Origin of the sequence: Pseudomonas helleri, from assembly GCF_001043025.1 — a bacterium.
In the GTDB taxonomy this organism is placed as follows: Bacteria; Pseudomonadota; Gammaproteobacteria; order Pseudomonadales; family Pseudomonadaceae; genus Aquipseudomonas; species Aquipseudomonas helleri.
The window spans coordinates 80,359-98,864 of sequence record NZ_JYLD01000013.1 but is presented as its reverse complement, the minus strand read 5'-3'; the positions used below and the strand labels follow the sequence as shown (position 1 = coordinate 98,864).

Annotated in this window: 15 protein-coding genes; 12 read left to right on the top strand and 3 right to left on the bottom strand. The window is 60.1% G+C overall.

Annotation, left to right across the window (positions count from 1 at the left end; translation table 11 throughout):
- The first annotated feature begins 6 nt into the window (after positions 1 to 6).
- From TU84_RS19815 to TU84_RS19800, 4 genes are read left to right on the top strand one after another with little or no spacing between them, the layout of a single operon-like run.
- Entirely contained in the window at positions 7 to 2,148 is a 2,142-nt protein-coding gene (locus tag TU84_RS19815; protein WP_053225276.1) for a TonB-dependent receptor, read from the top strand.
- A 5-nt stretch (positions 2,149 to 2,153) separates the two neighbouring features.
- Positions 2,154 to 3,053: an ABC transporter substrate-binding protein gene (locus tag TU84_RS19810; RefSeq protein ID WP_048372079.1), complete on the top strand. Its 900-nt coding sequence runs from the start codon at positions 2,154 to 2,156 to the stop codon at positions 3,051 to 3,053.
- Positions 3,050 to 4,045 carry a FecCD family ABC transporter permease gene (locus TU84_RS19805; RefSeq protein ID WP_048372077.1) on the top strand — a complete coding sequence of 332 codons (996 nt, stop codon included), beginning with the start codon at positions 3,050 to 3,052 and terminating at the stop codon, positions 4,043 to 4,045. Before TU84_RS19810 ends, TU84_RS19805 begins: the two co-directional genes overlap by 4 nt.
- Positions 4,042 to 4,797, top strand: coding sequence for an ABC transporter ATP-binding protein (locus tag TU84_RS19800; RefSeq protein WP_048372076.1), 756 nt, complete (start codon positions 4,042 to 4,044; stop codon positions 4,795 to 4,797). The genes TU84_RS19805 and TU84_RS19800 overlap by 4 nt, the downstream gene beginning before the upstream one ends.
- Before the next feature lie 86 nt (positions 4,798 to 4,883).
- Here the strand turns inward: TU84_RS19800 and TU84_RS19795 are convergent, their stop codons facing one another.
- Complete coding sequence (locus tag TU84_RS19795) at positions 4,884 to 5,780, bottom strand: LysR family transcriptional regulator (RefSeq protein ID WP_048372074.1); 897 nt, start codon at positions 5,778 to 5,780, stop codon at positions 4,884 to 4,886.
- A gap of 175 nt (positions 5,781 to 5,955) precedes the next feature.
- Here TU84_RS19795 and TU84_RS19790 point away from each other — a divergent pair, with 175 nt between their 5' ends.
- From TU84_RS19790 to TU84_RS19770, 5 genes are all read left to right on the top strand, one after another.
- A complete protein-coding gene (locus TU84_RS19790) occupies positions 5,956 to 6,729 on the top strand; it encodes an SDR family NAD(P)-dependent oxidoreductase (protein WP_048372072.1) in 774 nt (257 codons plus the stop codon).
- Positions 6,730 to 6,765: 36 nt separating this feature from the next.
- Positions 6,766 to 8,064: an MFS transporter gene (locus tag TU84_RS19785; protein WP_048372070.1), complete on the top strand. Its 1,299-nt coding sequence runs from the start codon at positions 6,766 to 6,768 to the stop codon at positions 8,062 to 8,064.
- Between the two features lie 112 nt (positions 8,065 to 8,176).
- Positions 8,177 to 9,340: a DUF1624 domain-containing protein gene (locus TU84_RS19780; RefSeq protein WP_048372068.1), complete on the top strand. Its 1,164-nt coding sequence runs from the start codon at positions 8,177 to 8,179 to the stop codon at positions 9,338 to 9,340.
- 76 nt (positions 9,341 to 9,416) lie between these two features.
- Positions 9,417 to 9,854 carry a pseudoazurin gene (locus TU84_RS19775; RefSeq protein WP_048372066.1) on the top strand — a complete coding sequence of 146 codons (438 nt, stop codon included), beginning with the start codon at positions 9,417 to 9,419 and terminating at the stop codon, positions 9,852 to 9,854.
- Positions 9,851 to 11,194, top strand: a complete 1,344-nt coding sequence (locus TU84_RS19770) for an OprD family porin (protein WP_048372063.1) — start codon at positions 9,851 to 9,853, stop codon at positions 11,192 to 11,194. Before TU84_RS19775 ends, TU84_RS19770 begins: the two co-directional genes overlap by 4 nt.
- A gap of 87 nt (positions 11,195 to 11,281) precedes the next feature.
- Here TU84_RS19770 and TU84_RS19765 read toward each other — a convergent pair whose 3' ends face one another.
- Together TU84_RS19765 and TU84_RS19760 are read right to left on the bottom strand one after the other, a co-directional pair.
- The gene (locus TU84_RS19765) at positions 11,282 to 11,758 is read right to left on the bottom strand and encodes a copper chaperone PCu(A)C (RefSeq protein ID WP_048372061.1); all 477 of its coding nucleotides are present in this window, start codon (positions 11,756 to 11,758) and stop codon (positions 11,282 to 11,284) included.
- Between the two features lie 29 nt (positions 11,759 to 11,787).
- Positions 11,788 to 12,393 (bottom strand): SCO family protein, encoded by a 606-nt coding sequence (locus TU84_RS19760; protein ID WP_048372059.1) that lies wholly within the window; start codon positions 12,391 to 12,393, stop codon positions 11,788 to 11,790.
- A 503-nt stretch (positions 12,394 to 12,896) separates the two neighbouring features.
- Between TU84_RS19760 and TU84_RS19755 the strand changes: the two genes are divergently transcribed.
- From TU84_RS19755 to TU84_RS19745, 3 genes are all read left to right on the top strand, one after another.
- On the top strand, positions 12,897 to 15,008 hold the full coding sequence (locus TU84_RS19755; RefSeq protein WP_409348744.1) for a TonB-dependent receptor: 2,112 nt from the start codon (positions 12,897 to 12,899) through the stop codon (positions 15,006 to 15,008).
- A 222-nt stretch (positions 15,009 to 15,230) separates the two neighbouring features.
- The gene (gene arnT / locus TU84_RS19750; protein ID WP_048372158.1) at positions 15,231 to 16,922 is read left to right on the top strand and encodes a lipid IV(A) 4-amino-4-deoxy-L-arabinosyltransferase; all 1,692 of its coding nucleotides are present in this window, start codon (positions 15,231 to 15,233) and stop codon (positions 16,920 to 16,922) included.
- Positions 16,919 to 18,457, top strand: a complete 1,539-nt coding sequence (locus TU84_RS19745; RefSeq protein WP_048372054.1) for an ArnT family glycosyltransferase — start codon at positions 16,919 to 16,921, stop codon at positions 18,455 to 18,457. Before arnT ends, TU84_RS19745 begins: the two co-directional genes overlap by 4 nt.
- Positions 18,458 to 18,506 lie beyond the last annotated feature (49 nt).

Here is an 18,506-nt window from a genome sequence, read left to right as displayed (position 1 = left end):
CTCTCCATGCTCAACCTGTGCAACGCCCCCCTGCGCCATTCGTTCAGCGCAGCCGTGCCGCTTTGGCTCGGTGTCAGCCTTGCGGCCTTTGCCGCAGAAAACCCGTCGGTCCTGCACATGGACTCAACCCTGGTCAGCGCACCGCGCGCCGGTGAGTCGCTCAAGGATGTCACCAGCACCGTGCAGGTGATTGACAGTGATCAGATCGAGCGCTCCTCGGCACGCAACCTCACCGATTTGCTGGCCGAAAACGCCGTGGGCTTTTTCAGTGAATGGACGCCGGGCCAGACCTCGATCAACATCCGTGGCGGCAACACTGATGGCCAGGGCCGCGATTACCGTAGCCAGGTCACGGTACTGGTCAACGGCCGCCGCGCAGGTACGGCGAATATTTCCAAGCTGTCGCCGGCGCAAGTGGCGCGCATTGAAGTGATTCGCGGCCCGGCCTCGGTCATTTACGGCAGCCAGGCGATTGGCGGGGTGATCAATATCATCACCCGCAATGGCCGCAACACCCAAGGCGGTGGCGCAACGTTGCAGGGTGGGTCCTGGGGGCTGGCTCAGGGCAGCGTGTACCAAAGTGGCAGTTCGGGCCCGCTGGATTACTACCTGGGCCTGGACAACGGTCGACGCAATGACTACCACAGCGCCGACGGCACCCAGAAAAACACCTCATGGAAGCGCCGCGGTGGCCTGTTGGCGCTGGGGTACGAGCTGTCAGAAGACCAGCGTCTCGACCTGACCGTGCGTTCAGACGGCATCTATGACGCGGGCTTTCGCGGTTCGCAGTGGAACTATGGCAACTACGACAATCGTTACAACCAGTCGGTAGAGCTCGATTGGGTCGCCAAACCCACCGAGTGGCTGAACTGGTCTTCGCAGGCTTATGCCTTCCGTGACATTGACGATTTGCACTGGGGTTCGCCGGTGCTGGGCAATGGCAGCCCGGGGTTCAGCAAAGACCACATCGAGCGTCGTCTTGAGGCTTACGGTATCAAGCTGACGCCGCAGTTTTTACTGACGCCAAGCACTGATCTGTTGGTGGGCCTGGACCTGGAAAAGAGCAAGCTGCGCAACGATCGCTTCCGTATTGCCGTCAACGGTTCTACCAGCAGTCAGGTGGCGCCTTACGACATCAACTCCGATGACCTGAGCGCGGCGCTGTACGCCGAAGTCGTGCAGCGGATGATGGACGACCACCTGACCCTGCGCGCGGGTGCGCGCTACAGCTATGGCCAGTCGAGCACGGTCAAGACCGACTACATGCCGCTGCTGGACGAGAAAACCCGAGACTTCGACAAAGTCACCTACAGCCTCGGCGCCGCCTACGAGGCCATGCCGGGGGTCAAGCTTCGGGCTGGCGTATCGACCGGGTTCCGGGCGCCGCTGGCAGGCGAGCTAGCAGCAGACTTCACCACCATCAGTGGCACACAGACGCTGGGCAACGCCAACCTCAAGCCCGAAACCAGTCTGCAATTCGAAACGGGTGTAACCCTGACCAATGCCAACCAGTTCTTTGACCTGGCGCTATTCCAGAACCGCATTCAGGACCGCATCACCACGCAGCCGGTGACCAAGAGCATCAGCCAGTACGTCAATGGCGACGGCGACGCGGTGATCCGTGGCCTTGAAGCGCAATGGCAATATGATCTGGCCAGCGCCCTGGCCCTCGGTGACGAACGCATCCTGCGGCTCAACACCAATGCGGTGTGGAACTTCGACATGGACGACAAAGGCGCTGCGTCCACATTGACCGGCCCGTACCGCGACAAGATCCAGCGCATGTATCAATACCAGGCCAGCCTGGCGCTGACCTATGGCCGCGAACGTGACTGGGATCTCGGGGTCAATGGCATTTTGCGCGGCCCGGTGTACTACCGCACCGAAGAAAAACTGCTCAACCCGGACACCAATTACGTTTACCGCAAGGCACCGTTCTGGGTCTTCAACCTGCGTGGCAATTACCACCTGAGCGAGCAATTGAGCCTGTTTGGCGGGGTCAATAACGTGTTCGATATCGAGCGCAGCACGCTGTTTATCGCCACCGGCAACGATTCGCCATTGGCCGACCCTCGGGCCTCCAACGGCGGTTTGGGCAACAGCAATCCGGGGCGCGAACTGTACCTCGGCGCGCATTACCGGTTCTAAGCCGTATGCGCTGGCTTATGCTGTTGTGTGTGCTGGTGAGCCTTGTGTCCAGGGCCGATGACGGCTTCCCGCGGACTGTGGTCGATGCCCTGGGCCGCGAGGTAACACTGACGCACCCGCCCAAACGGATCGTCGCCATCTTCGCCAGTAACGTCGAGATGCTGGCGGCCATCGGCGCCGGCGATGCCATTGTCGGTGTCGAGGCGTTTACCCGTTACCCCGCCGACATTGCCGAACGGGCCAAAGTTGGCGGACGTCTGGGGTTTTCTGTGGAGGCCATCGCCCGCCTGCAAGCTGATCTGGTGGTCATGACCCCGGCCCGGCAGGCGGCAACCCTGGTGGAGCCGCTGCAACGCATCGGCATACCGGCGCTGGTGCTCAACCACCGCGATCTGGAGGCCGTGCTGGCCAATATCCGCCTGCTGGGCCTGGCCACCGGTCATGAGTTGGGCGCCGAGCAACTGATTGAACACATGCAGGCGCGACTGGATGCCGTGCAAGCGCGCTTGGCCGGAAAACCTGCGGTGCCGGTGTACCTGGAGACGGGCAGCAATGATCGCGGCCACTACCTGACTTTGCGCGGGCACAACTACACCAGTGATATTTTGCGCCTGGCAGGCGGTACTAACCCGTTTGTTGACAGCCGCCTGAGCCAGGTGGGCGGCGAGTCGGTGTTTCAGGCAAATCCAATGCGCATTATCGTCGCGGGCAACCCGCAACAGGCGGCCAGTCTGGCTGTGCGTCCGGGATGGCAAAGCATTCCTGCCGTCGCAGCAGGCCGTCTCGACAGCATCCCCAGTGCCTTGTTGCTGATACCCGGCCCGCGTGTGGTCGAAGGCGTCGAGCAGTTAGCCGCGCTGCTGCACCCTGAACTGTTCCCGCCCCTTGTCGAGACCCCGCCATGAGCGCCGCCAACAGACGCTATCGCCTGCTGTGCCTGACCCCCTTGCCAGCGATTTTTATCGGCCTGTGGCTTGGCGCCGAACTGGCGCACTGGAGTGACTGGTGGGCGCTGTGGCGAGGCGATGAAACCCCGTTCGCGCAACTGCTGATGACCTGGCGCCTGCCCAGGGTACTGGCGGCCTTTTGCGTGGGCGCTTGCCTGGGTTTGGCCGGAGTAATCTTTCAGGGGGTGTTCCGTAATCCGCTAGCCGAGCCGTACTTGCTGGGCAGCGCGCCGGGTGCGGCGGTCGGCGCGGCCATCGCGTTACTGGTGCCCTTGCCCATGGCAATGTCGTTGAGCTTGCCGCTGCTGGCCTTCGCCGGTGCCTGGGGCGCGACGCTGTTGGTGCTGCTGATCACCCGCTTGACCCGCATCAACGACACCAGCGGCTTGCTGCTGGCCGGGATTGCCGTGGCGGCGCTGCTCGGGGCCTTACGCAGCCTGCTGTTGCTCGCTTTGTCCGATGAAACAGTGAATTTGCAGGTGGTGTTGAGCTGGACACTGGGCGGGATTCACACCCCGGACTTCCCCGCACTGGGTTTGCTGGCCTTGCTGACCGTGCTGGCCTTGATCTGTGCGCAACGCCTGGCCCACGGCCTGGATCTGCTGGGTCTGGGCGATCATGTGGCCTACAGCATGGGCTTGCGCCCGCAGCGTTTTATCAATGTGTCGCTGTTATTGGCCGCAGCCATTACCGCATTGGCGGTGTCCTGGGGCGGGCTGGTGGGTTTTGTCGGGCTGGTGGCTCCCCATGCGGTGCGCTGGCTGATTGGCCCCACCCACAAACGCCTGATAGTCGCCAGCGCGCTCACCAGCGGCGCCTTGCTGGCGTTGCTCGACGGCTTGGCGCGCAGTGTCTTGCCGCCTGCCGAAATCCCCTTGGGGTTGCTGACCGCCTTGTTGGGGGCACCGTTTTTTCTGCTGCTGTTAACCCGTGCGAGGCCCGCAGCATGAAGGTGAACCCGGTTTTACAGGCGCATGGCTTGAGCGTGCACCACGCTGGCAAAGCCGTGCTGCATGATTTTGATCTCGACTTGATGCCCGGCGAACTACTGGTACTGGTGGGGCCCAATGGTTCGGGCAAAAGCAGCGCCTTGCGGGCGCTGGCCGGGGTGCAGGCGCTGAGTGCCGGCCATGTGCAGTTGCAGCAGCGGGCGTTTCAGCACTGGCCTGCGCCAGAGCGTGCGCAAACGTTGGCGTATCTGCCGCAAGACTTTCGCAGCCAGTGGGATTTGCAGGTCCAGGAACTGCTTGAGCTGGGTGTCCGGCGCAATGCCGCCCGTGTCGGGCAGCCGGTGTCGGCGCAATTGATTGAGTCGCTGGATATCGGCCATTTGCTGCAACGGCGACTGTCGCAGTTATCGGGCGGCGAGCGTGCCAGGGCTGGCATAGGCTGGGCGCTGGCGGCGGATTCGCCGATTTTGCTCGCCGATGAACCGACCGCGGCGCTGGACATAACCCATCAACTCAACCTGCTGAGCTACCTGCGCAGCCGCTTGGCGTACTGCGCGCAATTGCTGGTGCTGCACGATCTGGGACTGGCCATGCGCTTTGCCGACCGTATTGCGGTGTTGGCCGATGGGCGTTTACTGGGGCACGGCAACCCGCAGGTGGTGCGGGAAGCGGGCTGGCTGGAGCAGGCCTTCGGCCTGGAGTTCGCCTGGCATGACAGCGCCCATGGGTTGTACCCGATTCCGCTGGGATGAGCCTTCCTGTGCGGCAGTTCAATCTGTAGGAGCGAGCTTGCCTCGCGATCTTTTGATCTTTAAAAGATCGCGAGGCAAGCTCGCTCCTACAGTTGAGGTGTATCGGTTTCGAGCATGTCGCTGATCAGATTGAACACGGTCTGTTTGACCGCGCTGTTCAGGTCCACCCAGGCCAGGCCGGTGCTGGCATTGTAGCTGCCCAATTCCAGGGACCGGGAGACCACGTTGGCGGGCAATGCGCGGCCTGCGTTGGCCGGGAGCAAACCTATGCCCAGCCCGGCTGAAACCAGCGCCAGCATGGTGGTGAATTCGCCCAGCTCGGAACCGATCTGCAGTTGCACACCCTGATTGCGCAGGGCTTGCATCAGTTCGTCGTAGAACCCCGGTGCATAGCGCCTGGAGAGAATAAACACCGGGACGTTGGCCAACGCTATCGCCGGAATGCTGGCACAAGCTGCCAGCGGATGATCACTCGGCAACGCGACCACGAAGGCCTCTTGCAGCACCACACGGGTATGGATGCCAGCAATCACCGCCGGTAAACGCATCAGCCCGAAATCAAGCTGGCCATTGTGTAAGGCGCTGGCCTGATCCGGGCCGGGCATGTCCTTGAGTTCCAGTTCGATACGTGGAAAACGCGCATGCAAGGTGCGGATCAGAGTCGGCAAGAGCTCCGGCAGTACCGATGAGACAAAACCAAAGCGCACCCGGCCAATCTCCCCTCGCCCGCTGGCTCTGGCCACATCACTGGCGTGGGCGGCTTGCTGCAGGGTGGCTCGCGCTTCGGGCAAGAAGATCGCGCCCACCTCAGTGAGCATCACCGAATGCCGATTGCGTTCGAACAGGCGCACGCCCAGCTCTTCTTCAAGCACCTTGATCTGCATGCTCAAGGCCGGTTGCACGATGGACAAACGGTGTGCGGCCCGCCCGAAATGCAGCTCTTCGGCCAGGGTGACAAAGGATCGCAGGTGCTTGATTTCCACTCTCAAACTCCAAACAGAAGGCACGCTGACACGTGGTTATCAGCGTTTTTGATCACGAGATCATCAATGACGATTGGACGCACTGCAAGGCCTGGGGTGAACTGGCTAAAACAAGATCATCTCTGTCACCCACAAAGCCTGCATCGACAGAGATAACACACAGGTGGAATACAGCATGTCATTCAATTTCAGCAGCTTTCGACTGGATGGCCGTCGCGCCTTGATCACTGGCTCTGGCAAAGGCATTGGCCTTGAGCTGGCACGCGGTCTGGGAACTGCGGGAGCCACGGTGGTCATCAATGATCGCAATATCGAAAAAGCCCGCGCTGTTTCCAGACAATTACGTGATGAGGGGCTCAAAGCCGAGTTCGCGGTGTTTGATGTGACCCAACGCGAGCAACTGCTGGACGCGATCAACGCCTTTGAAGCCGAGACCGGGGCCATTGATATTTTGGTCAACAACGCGGGCATTCAGCGCCGTGCACCGCTGGAAACCTACGACGCCAACGATTGGCACGATCTGATGCGGGTCAATCTGGACGGAGTGTTCTATGTCTCGCAAGCGGTTGCGCGGCACATGATTGGCCGTGGGCGCGGCAAGATCATCAATATTTGCTCGGTACAAAGCGAGCTGGCACGCCCGACCATTGCGCCTTATGCAGCCTCCAAGGGCGCAGTGAAAATGCTCACCAAGGGCATGTGCGCCGAATGGGCACGCCACGGCATTCAGGCCAATGGCCTGGCGCCGGGGTACTTTGCCACCGAGATGAACCGCGCACTGGTGGACAACCAGGAGTTCTCAGAATGGCTGTGCAAACGCACACCGGCCGGGCGCTGGGGCCGTGTCGAAGAACTGTGCGGCGCTGCCGTGTTCCTGGCCTCCCCGGCTTCGGATTTCGTTAACGGTCAAACGCTGTTTGTCGATGGAGGCCTGACCAGCGTCGTTTAAACCTGCATCTAAAAAAACAATAACAGGGGGAACCCCATGAGCACTCTCAAAGAACCCGCACTGCCGCTGACAGGTAGCCGTGAGCAAACGGTCAAGGCCAAGGGTTTTGCGCCCAAACGCTGGCTGTACCTGATCCCGATCATTTTCATCACTTACAGCCTCGCCTATCTGGACCGGGCCAACTACGGCTTTGCCAGCGCTGCCGGTATCGAGCATGACCTGGGCATTACCAAAGGCATGTCCTCACTGATCGGCGCGCTGTTTTTTCTCGGGTACTTTTTCTTCCAGGTGCCGGGGGCGATTTACGCGCAGAAATACAGCGTGCGCAAACTGGTGTTCTGGAGCCTGATTCTGTGGGGCTTTTGCGCCATGGCCACGGGGCTGGTGACCAACATCCCGATGCTGATGTTCATTCGGGTGTCGCTGGGCATCGTCGAAGCGGCCGTGATGCCCGCCATGCTGATTTTTATCAGCAACTGGTTCACCCGCAAGGAGCGCTCACGGGCCAACACCTTTCTGGTGCTGGGCAACCCGGTGACGGTGCTGTGGATGTCGGTGGTATCGGGCTACCTGATTCAGGCCTGGGGCTGGCGCGAAATGTTTGTCATTGAAGGCGCCCCCGCTGTGCTCTGGGCCTTTATCTGGTGGCGCATGGCGCGCGACAAGCCCGAGCAGGTCAACTGGCTGACGCAACAGGAAAAAGCCCAGCTGGCCGCCACCCTGGCCGACGAACAGAAAGGCATGCCGCAAGTACGCAATTACCGCCAGGCCTTCACCAGCCCGGTGGTGATTCAGTTGTGCTGTGTTCACGCGCTGTGGAGCATCGGCGTGTACGGTTTCATCATGTGGCTGCCGAGCATCATCAAACAGGCAGCCGCAGCTGACATCGTCACCGTCGGCTGGTTGAGCGCGGTGCCCTACGTGGCCGCTGTCGCCGCCATGTTGGCGGTGTCCTGGGCCTCAGACAAATCCCAGCAACGCAAACACTTCGTCTGGCCGTTGCTGGCACTCGGTGCACTGGCTTTCCTCGGTTCCTACCTGTTGGGCTCTGAGCATTTCTGGCTGTCGTTCGTGCTGTTGACGTTGGCCGGTGCCGCGCTCTATGCACCTTACGGGCCGTTTTTTGCGCTGATCCCGGAGATCCTTCCGGCCAACGTATTCGGCGGTGCCATTGGCCTGATCAATGCGTGCGGGGCCTTGGGCGCCTTTGTTGGCTCATGGATCGTCGGCTACCTGATTGGCCTGACCGGTAACCCCGGCGCGGCTTATATCTTCATGTTCGCCGGGGTGCTGTCCTCAGCAATCTTGATGGCGTGGGTCAAAGTGCGTCGCTGATCGCCAGCACGCGCAGCATTAATTGCGAATTGTTCTCACACGAGTGACAGGCAGGGATCGAATGTTATAAGGTAACGCAACTTACAACATTCACCTGCCTGTGATCTCTTCAATGCCAAACGCAATTCAAGCCCCGCCTTCAGGCCAACGCCTGCTCTCCATCGACGCCCTTCGGGGGTTGGTGATCATCTTCATGCTGCTGGACCACGTGCGCGAGACGTTTTTTTTGCATCGCCAGGTGGCCGACCCGATGAACATTGATGTCACTGACCCCGCCTTGTTTTTTAGCCGGACCCTGGCCCACTTGTGCGCCCCGGTGTTTGTCTTGCTGACCGGTTTGTCGGCGTTTCTGTACGGTGAAAAATACCAGGGCACCCGCGACGTCTCGGCTTTTCTGTTCAAGCGCGGGCTATTTCTGGTGGTGCTGGAATTCACCCTGGTGAACTTCGCCTGGACTTTTCAGTTCCCGCCAAGCGTGATTTACATGCAGGTCATTTGGGCCATCGGCGTCAGCATGATTGCCCTGGCCGCGCTGGTCTGGTTGCCCCGCCCGCTGCTTCTGCTGCTCGCCGTGGTAATCATTGCCGGGCATAACCTGCTGGACAACGTGCACTTTGCCGCAGGTTCAGCGATGCATGTGCCCTGGGCAATTTTGCATGATCGCGGCTGGATCGAGTTTTCGGACAACCTGCGCTTGCGCACGTCGTATCCGGTACTGCCGTGGATCGGGGTTATCGCGCTGGGCTACTGCCTGGGGCCGTGGTTCGCACACTCTGCCTCAGCAGCCTTGCGCCAGCGTTTTCTGCTGCTTGCGGGCACTGGCGCGCTGCTTGGCTTTGTCGCCCTGCGTTTGCTCAATGGTTATGGCGAGGCGCCATGGGTGGGCTACAGCAACGTGACGCAAACCCTGATGAGCTTTTTCAACATCACTAAATACCCGCCTTCGCTGCTGTTTCTCACCTTGACCCTGGGCGTGGGCTTGCTGCTGTTGCTCGGCTTTGAACGCGCCGGCCAGCAACGCTGGATCCGCACCCTGGCGGTGTTTGGCGCCGCGCCGATGTTCTTCTACCTGCTGCACCTGTACGTGCTCAAAGTGCTGTACCTGATCTGCGTCGGCCTGTTTGGTTTAAATCAGGGCGATTACTTCGGTTTCGACGGCATCGGCGCCGTGTGGCTGACGGCTATTTTGCTGGCCGCGGCCTTGTACTTGCCGGTGCGCTGGTTTGCCGGGCTCAAGGCCCGTCGCCGAGATGTTTCATGGCTGAAATACTTCTAATGCGGACGGCGCGGCGTGTTGCTCTAACATGCCGCGCATCCCGCGTTTGGGACCCAGACTCTATGGATAACCAGATATGCGTATTTCATCCCTGACCGTGCTGTTGACCACCTCCCTGCTTGCTTCAGCGGCCCTGGCCGAGACCCATGAAGTCAAAATGCTCACTCGCAGCCCGACCGCCGGCATGGTCTACGACCCGGATTACCTGCAGATTGCCCCCGGTGATACGGTCAAGTTCGTGGCGGCGCAAAGCGGCCATAACGCAGCGACCTTACCGGCCATTTGGCCAGAAGGCGTTCCGACTTTTGTGGGCAAGATTGATCAGGAAATCGAACAGACCTTCACGGAGCCAGGCCTCTATGGCATTCAGTGCACGCCGCATCTGGCCATGGGCATGGTGATGCTGATTCAAGTGGGCGAACCACCAGCCGAGGCGCCAGTTTTGCCTGCGTCACTGCCCAAGCGTGCGCTCGACCGCATGAATGCCGCCCTCGCCCGACAGGCCGCGCCATGACCGCCATACGTACCCGCTCAGCCATTTTGCTGGCCCTCGCCAGCCCCGCAAGCATGGCCGATTCGGCCCAGTCCCAGGCCAATGGCTTTATCGAAGACAGCACCTGGGCGGTGCTTAATCGCAGTGTCTACGACCGCCGCGACTACCAGCACGGCAGCAGCAACAGCAGCGCACGTAATGCCTACAAAACCAGGGCTGAACGCAACGATTACGCCGAGGAATGGGCGTACGGCCTGATGGGCACGTTGCAGTCAGGTTTCACCCAGGGGCTGATCGGTGTCGGCGTCGATGCCCACGCCTACCTCGGGGTCAAACTGGACAGTGGCGGTGGTCGTGCGGGCAAGGCCCGGTTGCTGGGGCTGGATAACGAGGGCTACCCCAAGGACGACTACGCCCGGGGCGGCGCCGCGATCAAGCTGCGCATGTCGAACACTGTGCTGTCGTACGGCGAGCAGCGGGTCAAGACACCGGTATTCAGCTCATCCGACAGCCGCCTGCTGCCCGAAACCGCCACCGGGCTGTTTGTCACCAGTAACGAGTTCAATGCCCTGAAAATGGTCGGCGGGCACTTCACCGGCAGTACCGATCGCAACGCCAGCAGCCATAACCAGGAGTTTGTGGTGAACTACTCCAACGGCCGCAAAGGCGACGCGTTCGACCTTGCGGGCGTGGTCTATACCCCCAGCAAACAGCTAAGCACCAGCCTTTATACGTCTCGCTATGAAAACACCTGGAACCAGCAGTACCTGGGCGCCCTGTTCAACCAGCCGCTTGATGAAAAGCGCTCGCTGGCATTCAACTTCAACCTCTATCGCACCACCGATGAAGGCAAGGCGCTGTCGGGCACCATCAACAACACCACCTGGAGCTTGATGAGCACCTATGCCCAAGGCCCGCACAGTTTCAACCTCGGATACCAGAAGGTGCATGGCGACACGCCGTTCGACTACGTGACCCGTGGCGCGATCTTTATCAGCAACGCCGTGCAATTGTCTGACTTCAATGCGCCGAACGAGCAATCATGGCAAGCCCGCTACGACCTGGACATGTCGCCCTGGAACCTGCCGGGTTTGATGTTCAGTGCCGCCTATGTGCGCGGCAGCCAGATCAACGGCACGCAGGTTGATCCTAAAGGCGGCTATGCCTATTTGGGGTATGGCAAAGGCGGCAAACACTGGGAACGTGATCTGGAAGCGCGCTATGTGGTGCAAAGTGGCGCGGCCAAAGGCACCACCCTGTCACTGCGCTATAACGTGCATCGCGGCAATGCGGCGCAGGCAGAACTGGACGCTGATCAGTTGCGGGTAGCGGTGGAATACCCGCTGACGGGGAGGTTTTAAGCAGAATCTGTAGGAGCGAGCTTGCCTCGCGATCTGTTGATTTAAAAGATCGCGAGGCAAGCTCGCTCCTACGGTCTGGTGGGGGGATTAGTGCTCGGTACCGTGGTCGTGCATGTCCATTTCCATGTGCATCGTGTTCAGCGCACGTGCCTGGGCTTTGACTTCGATCGACTCTTTGGTGCCCTTGGCATCTTCGACAATCAGGGTCAGCGGTACTTGATCACCGTCTTTGATCTGACCTGTCAGGTCCATCAGCATCACGTGATAACCCTCGGGCTCGATGTTGACGGTCTTGCCGGCTGGCAATGCCACGAAAGGAACGGCCTGCATGCTCATGACGTCGTTTTTCATGGTCGACTCATGAATCTCAACGGTCTTGGCCACCGGGGATTTGACCTCAACCAGCTTGCTGTCGCTGCTCGCGGTGATGTGCATAAAGGCACCGGACGAAGGCTGGCCAGGAACAGTCGCGCGCACCCAGGCGTCATCGACAACGGTCTGCGCAGAAACGTTAAGGCTCAAGCCGAGCAACGACAGCAACATCAAGCGATTTACAGTTTTCATAAGACGGGCTCTTTCAAAGGAAGCGGAGATCAGCAGACCGACATCACCGTCAGCAGGTCTTCGGTGCACTGCTTGGCCGTCAGTGAAGGCGACAAGCCCAAACGCAGTACGCCACGCGTATCAAACACGAAGCTGGTGGCCGTGTGCGACAGGGTGTACGACGATCCGGTCGGGATCTTTTCGTAGAACACCTTGAACTCTTTGGCCGTGGCAGCGGTTTCTTCGAGGGTGCCAGACAACGCAATAAAGCTTGGGTCGAAGGCTTTGACATAGGCATCGAGCATTGCCGGCTTATCGCGTTCCGGGTCCAGGGTGATGAACACCACCTGCAAACGATCGCCGTCCGGGCCCATCATTTTCTTGATTTGTGCAGCGCGGGCCAATGCGGTCGGGCACACGGCCGGGCATTGGGTAAAACCGAAGAAAATCATCGGCATCATTCCGCGAAAGCTGCCGAGCATCATCTCGTTGCCTTCAGCGTCGCGAAGCTTGAACTTGCGGCCCAGAATCTCGTTGCTGAGGTCTTTGCCGTATTTGTACGACAAACCGCTGCCGGGGTCACAACCGGCCAGCAAGCCGAGACTGAGCAAGCCAAGACCGGCAACGACATGGCGGCGAGTCAGTAATGCATTCATGTCAGGTTCCTTTAAGCGGTCTGGCCCATAAGCCTGACCTTTGCCCTGCGCAGTCAGCACAGGTGTGCGCATGACTCGACCAATGGACCCGCCATTAGCAGCAGCGCACGATTGCTGTGGGGTAAACGCGTTTCATGGGCGCTGAATCTACCACTGTCACGCCCCTGCCGCACGGCAGGCACGCCCCGTTGTGGTGCGCATATAAGCCCAACGCCAGCAAATCCGGGCAACGTGGCGGCGGTGCGACAAATCGACTCAGGCAGGCAGCGTATCCCTGATTGTCATAAGCGCCGCAGTGGCGATCAGGTTAATTAATGTAAAGGCGCGTGAAGTTTCGCTTTTTGATGCAAGAGAGAATCTATATCATTTGCCTTTAAGTTTGCACGGATGCCGACATCTCTCTCACTCTGCGCGGAATTCTGATGCCGACCACCCTCGCCCCGTTTCGTTTGACTTCACTGGCTGCCACCTTGCTTGGCCTGCTGGGTACTTCGCTGTGTAGCATGGCTGCTACCGATCAGGCCCCGACTTCCGTACTGACCCTGGACAGCACGGCCATTTCAGCCGATGAGTTACCCAAGAACGCCCTGCCGACCGTATTCAGCGGCGGCCAGATCGCTCGGGGTGGTGAGTTGGGCGTGCTGGGCAATCAGGACATGATGGATGTGCCGTTCACCATGTCGAGCTACACCGCGCAACTGATCGAAGACCAGCAAGCAGAAAACATCGGTGACGTGCTGCTAAACGATTCATCGGTGCGCCAGTCCTTTGGCTACGGCAACGCGGCGCAGATTTTTGTGATTCGGGGCTTGCCTCTGAACAGTGACGATATTTCTTATAACGGCTTGTATGGCGTATTACCGCGCCAAGTGATCAGTACCGACAGTCTTGAGCGGGTTGAAGTGTTCAAGGGCCCCAATGCCTTTATTAATGGCGTAACTCCGACCGGTTCAGGCGTCGGCGGTGGCATCAACTTGCAACCCAAGCGCGCCCAGGACACCCCGACCCGGCGTTTTAGCACGGATATTTCCAGCAGCGGCCGCGTGGGTGAACACCTCGATCTGGGCCAGCGCTTTGGTGACAGCAATGAATTTGGCGTGCGCATGAACATCGCCCAGCGCGAAGGCGATACTGCCATCGACGATGAAAGCCAGCGCACCAAGCTGTTTGCCCTGGGGCTGGATTACCGGGGTGATCGCTTGCGGCTGTCGACCGATTTTGGCTATCAAAAGCAGCGCATCAATGGCAATCGCAACACGGTGTATATCCCCGCCACATTGACCGGCATCCCCCACGCCCCGGATGCCGACACCAATTACAGCCAGAAGTGGACCTTCACCGAGCTGGAAGACACCTACGGCATGGCCCGTGGCGAATATGACCTCAACGATCACTGGACCCTGTATGCCGCCGCTGGGGCTAAGCACACCCGCGAAGTAGGCAACTACTCCACCCCGACCCTGCGCAGTACCGCAGGCGCGACCACCGCTTCAAGCATGTTTGTCGCTCATGATGAAGACAACCGCAGCGCCATGGCAGGACTGCGCGGCACGTTGCAAACCGGCCCGGTGAGCCACCAAATCAACCTCGGGGTGACGGGTATCTGGACAGAGCAACGCTCGGCATATGAGTTGAGTGGCAGTTTCGCCAACGACTTGTACCATCCAATCGACGTGGCCAAGCCGACGGTTTACCCGTACGTGGGCGGCGATATCAACGACCCGGGCATCGTCGGCAAGACCATCAACCGCAGCATGGCAATTTCCGACACTCTGGGCTTTATGAACGACCGTATTCTGGTCACCTACGGTCTGCGTCGGCAAAACCTGAAAGTCGACGGCTGGAGCTACGCCGGCGCGCGCACGGCCACCTATGACGAGTCCATCACCACACCGGTCTACGGCATCGTCCTCAAGCCATGGGAACACGTGTCGCTGTACGCCAACAGCATCGAAGGTCTGGCCAAGGGCCCGACCGCTCCGGCAACCGCTGGCGGTGCTGAAGTGACAAACCGCGGGCAGGCCTTTGCGCCTGCACGCTCCAAGCAGGTTGAGGCCGGGATCAAGTACGACAAAGGCACCTTTGGCGCGAGCTTTGGGGTATATCGCATCGAGCAGCCCAGCGACGGCTATGTCGACGCGCAAAACACCTACGTCCGCCAAGGCACCCAGCGCAATCGCGGGGTTGAGTTGAACATCTATGGCGAGCCGCTGGACGGCTTGCGTTTGCTGGCCGGTGCGACCGTGATGGACACCGAACTCAGCGGCACCAAAAACGGCGCCAACAATGGCAATCGGGCGATTGGCGTGCCGAACTTCCAGTACAACCTGGGTGCAGACTGGGATGTACCGGGGCTTGAGGGCGTCGCGTTGAATGGGCGCATGCTGCGCACTGGCGGCCAATACGTCGATGCGGCCAACACCCAGAGCATCCCGGCCTGGAACCGCTTTGACCTGGGTGCACGTTACAGCTTCGAGGTTGAGCAGCGTGCCGTGACACTGCGGGCCAACCTGGAAAACGTCGCCAACACCCGCTACTGGGCGTCGGCCAATGGCGGCTACCTGAGCCAGGGCGAACCGCGCGCACTGAAAGTCTCGGCTACGGTCGACTTTTAAACCCGCCCGACTCGTGTGGGAGCGGGCTTGCTCGCGATGCAGACAACACGGTGTGCCTGACACACCTTGTCGATTTATTCGCGGGCAAGCCCGGCTCCCACAGGTTTTGCAGCGCCCGGCACGCTGCATTTTTTTCACATTGAGTTCACCTCCCCTCCACCCACAGCCCTCTAACGTGCCCGCCATAAATGACGTCCATTAAGGACTTTGCAGGTGGAAAGCATGACGGCTGTAGCCTCTCGACAAACTCTGAGCAATCGCCTTGAGCGCTGGGCCATTCCCGGCCTGGTCGTGGCGTTTATGCTGTTTTATCTCGTGCCCTTGATGACCCACGGTTTGTGGATCCCGGACGAAACCCGGTATGCCCAGATCAGTCAAAGCATGCTGCAAAGCGGTAACTGGGTGACGCCGCATTTCATGGGGCTGCGTTATTTCGAGAAGCCGATTGCGGGCTATTGGCTGATCGGCATCGGCCAGGCCGTGTTCGGCGACAACCTGTTCGGGGTGCGCATTGCGTCGGCACTCACAACCGGGCTGAGTGTGTGGTTGGCCTGGCTGCTCGCCAGCCGGCTGTGGCATGACCCGCGCAAGTCGTTTGCCAGCGCGCTGCTACTGATGAGCTTTGGTCTGGTTGCCGGTGAAGCGGGCTACGCCAACCTCGACCCGCAGTTCGCTTTTTGGGTCAACCTGAGCCTGGTTGCCCTGTGGTTTGCCTTCACGGCTCAAAGCCAGCGCGCACGTCTGTGGGCCTGGAGTGTGCTGGGCGTGGCTTGTGGCATGGGCTTCATGACCAAAGGGTTTCTCGCCTGGCTACTGCCGGTGTTGGTCGGCGTGCCCTTTGCCCTGTGGCAGCGGCGCATCAAGGAGATGCTTTGCTATGGGCCGCTGGCGGTCGTGATCGCAATCGCCGTGTGCTTGCCCTGGGCGCTGGCGATCCATCATCAGGAGCCTGACTTCTGGCAGTTCTTCTTCTGGAACGAGCACATCCGCCGCTTCAGCGCGAGCGATGCCCAGCACATCCAGCCCTGGTGGTTCTACCTGCCACTCCTGTTTGCCGCCAGCCTGCCGTGGGCAACGCTGCTGCCTGCGGCGCTGTTCGACGCCTGGAAGCAAAAACGCCAGTCGGGTATCGCCTTCCTGCTGCTGTGGTTGTTGCTGCCGCTGGCCATGTTCAGCTTGAGCAAGGGCAAATTGCCAACGTATATCCTGCCGTGCCTGCTGCCATTGGCCTTGCTGATGGGCCATGCGCTGATGTCCTGGATCGATCAGGGGCGCGGCACGGTGATACGCCTCAATGGGCTGTTGAACGCGCTGCTGGCCGTGGCCGGACTCACGGGGTTGATCTACCTGCAAGTGACGCGCCCGGTTTACGCCAACACCGAGATGTTCAGCCTGTCGTTGGGGTTGATCGTGCTGATGGGCTGGCTGCTGGCCAATGCGCTGCAAGCCATGCGGCCATTGCAGTTGTGGGCCGCACCGGCTTTGGGCATGGGCCTGCTGGTTGCGTTGTTGCCTGCGGCGATGCCCGCCAGCGTGGTCAACAGCAAGATGCCCGATCAATTTATCGCTGAGCATGTTCAAGAACTGAGCCAGACCCACACGTTGTTGAGCAACGAACTGGGCAGCGCCGCCGCACTCTCGTGGCGCCTGAACCGCCCCGACGTGACGCTGTACGACACCGAAGGCGAACTCAAATACGGCTTGGGTTATGCCGATTCAGCTACGCGTAAGGTTGATATGGCTAACATCGGCGAGTGGATGAAAGAAGCGCAAGCCCGTGGCCCTGTTGGCGTGGTGATGCGTGCTCGTTCGGCCCATGAGGTTCAGGAAGTCGACATGCTGCCCTTGGGCGGCAAGCGCTATGAGCGTGGCGACCTGGCGATCTTTATCTTCCCTCAGGCCAACCCTGAATGACCGTTATCCAACGCTGGACCTCAGAACACCGGGCGCTGCTGCTGTTGCTGGGCGTGTCTGCCTTGATGCTTTTGCTCGGTCTGGGTTCGCGCGAACTCTGGGGCCCGGAAACCCGTTGGGCCAACATTGCCCTGCAAATGCTGCAAAGCGGTGATTACCTGGACCCGTACCTCAAGGGCTCGGCCTATTACGACAAACCGCTGCCCTCCTACTGGCTGATCACCGCGACGGCCGGGGTGCTCGGTGACTTGAATCACTGGTCATTGCGCCTGCCATCGGTCATCGCCGCCTGGTTGAGTGTGTGGCTGGTGTACCTGATCGGCAAACAACTGTTCAGCCAGACCGCAGGCCTGATCGCCGGCTGGATGCTGATCAGCACGTTTTACTTTGTGTTCTGGGGGCGCGTCGCTACGGCCGACATATTGACCGTGTGCGGCTTGCTCGCCGCCGTGTGGTGGTATTGGCGGGGCCCTGATGACACCCGTTTTAGCCGCTACTGCGTGTTTTTCATGTTGCTGGCCGTGAGCTCATTACTCAAAGGGCTGATCGGTTTTGTGTTGCCGGGGCTGATCTTGCTGCCCCATGTACTGAGCGAGCAGCGCTGGAAGCGACATGTGAACGTGCGTTTGTGTGCGGCCCTGGCCATCGCGCTGGCGGTGTACCTCATACCCTTTGCCCTTTCGCACCTCTATGGCGCTGCCAACTACGGGCAAAGCGGGTTGGGCCTGGTGCTGCGTGAGAACGTGGTGCGTTTCTTCCAGCCTTTCGACAACCTGGGGCCGATTTACACCTACCTGCTCTACTTGCCGGTCTACACCCTGCCCTGGGCGCCGGTCTGGATCATTGCTCTGTGGGTCGCAGTGCGCAACTGGCGGCATATAGAGCCAAACGCCCGCTGGCTGGTCTGGGGCCTGGCCCTGTTGTTTGTGTTCTTTACCGCCAGTGGCAGCCGCCGCAGCTATTACGTGCTGCCGCTGGTGCCCTTCGCGCAACTGCTCGGCGCCTGGTGGGTTGCCCGACGCCTGCAGCAACGCAAAAAAACCTTGGGCCGAGGCTGGAAAATAGCCTTAGGGATGAGTTGCGGCTTGCTGCTGTTGGTACTGGGGGTGTTTTACCCGTGGTCCAACGGTGGCGGCGGCGTGATGCAATTTGGTCAGGACGTCAAAGCCCAAGCCAGTGCCCAAGCGCCTTGGGACGACTGGCGCATGGTGATGATTGAAGTCGACAACAAACTGCCGCTGTATGTGCAAAACGACAATCAGCCGTTTTACTTTGTCAGCGAAGATCAGGACTACCCGCGCCAGGGTGACAGCGCCGCCCTGATGGCCTGGCTGGATAAAACCAGCGGCCATCACTTTGATCCAGAACGCACCTTGATATTCGCCCAGCACCGCAGCGGCGACCCGTTACCGCTGGGCTATTTGAGCGTGGATCATCAGGTGGTCAGCAGCCAGGTCGATAACGGCGACCGCCTGCTGCACCGCCGCCAGACTGAGAGCGTGGCGTATATTCCCGCCGTTGGCGGGAGCTTGTAGTTAGAAGCTGCAAGCGGCAAGTTTTAAGCGGTTGGCTTGTGGCTTGTGG

What these genes read in the sequence shown, in the direction of transcription:
- TU84_RS19815 (WP_053225276.1), top strand. Translation starts at nt 7, where the DNA reads ATGCTCAACCTGTGCAACGCCCCCCTGCGCCATTCGTTCAGCGCAGCC.
- TU84_RS19810 (WP_048372079.1), top strand. Translation starts at nt 2,154, where the DNA reads ATGCGCTGGCTTATGCTGTTGTGTGTGCTGGTGAGCCTTGTGTCCAGG.
- TU84_RS19805 (WP_048372077.1), top strand. Translation starts at nt 3,050, where the DNA reads ATGAGCGCCGCCAACAGACGCTATCGCCTGCTGTGCCTGACCCCCTTG.
- TU84_RS19800 (WP_048372076.1), top strand. Translation starts at nt 4,042, where the DNA reads ATGAAGGTGAACCCGGTTTTACAGGCGCATGGCTTGAGCGTGCACCAC.
- TU84_RS19790 (WP_048372072.1), top strand. Translation starts at nt 5,956, where the DNA reads ATGTCATTCAATTTCAGCAGCTTTCGACTGGATGGCCGTCGCGCCTTG.
- TU84_RS19785 (WP_048372070.1), top strand. Translation starts at nt 6,766, where the DNA reads ATGAGCACTCTCAAAGAACCCGCACTGCCGCTGACAGGTAGCCGTGAG.
- TU84_RS19780 (WP_048372068.1), top strand. Translation starts at nt 8,177, where the DNA reads ATGCCAAACGCAATTCAAGCCCCGCCTTCAGGCCAACGCCTGCTCTCC.
- TU84_RS19775 (WP_048372066.1), top strand. Translation starts at nt 9,417, where the DNA reads ATGCGTATTTCATCCCTGACCGTGCTGTTGACCACCTCCCTGCTTGCT.
- TU84_RS19770 (WP_048372063.1), top strand. Translation starts at nt 9,851, where the DNA reads ATGACCGCCATACGTACCCGCTCAGCCATTTTGCTGGCCCTCGCCAGC.
- TU84_RS19765 (WP_048372061.1), bottom strand. Translation starts at nt 11,758, where the DNA reads ATGAAAACTGTAAATCGCTTGATGTTGCTGTCGTTGCTCGGCTTGAGC.
- TU84_RS19760 (WP_048372059.1), bottom strand. Translation starts at nt 12,393, where the DNA reads ATGAATGCATTACTGACTCGCCGCCATGTCGTTGCCGGTCTTGGCTTG.
- TU84_RS19755 (WP_409348744.1), top strand. Translation starts at nt 12,897, where the DNA reads ATGGCTGCTACCGATCAGGCCCCGACTTCCGTACTGACCCTGGACAGC.
- arnT (WP_048372158.1), top strand. Translation starts at nt 15,231, where the DNA reads ATGACGGCTGTAGCCTCTCGACAAACTCTGAGCAATCGCCTTGAGCGC.
- TU84_RS19745 (WP_048372054.1), top strand. Translation starts at nt 16,919, where the DNA reads ATGACCGTTATCCAACGCTGGACCTCAGAACACCGGGCGCTGCTGCTG.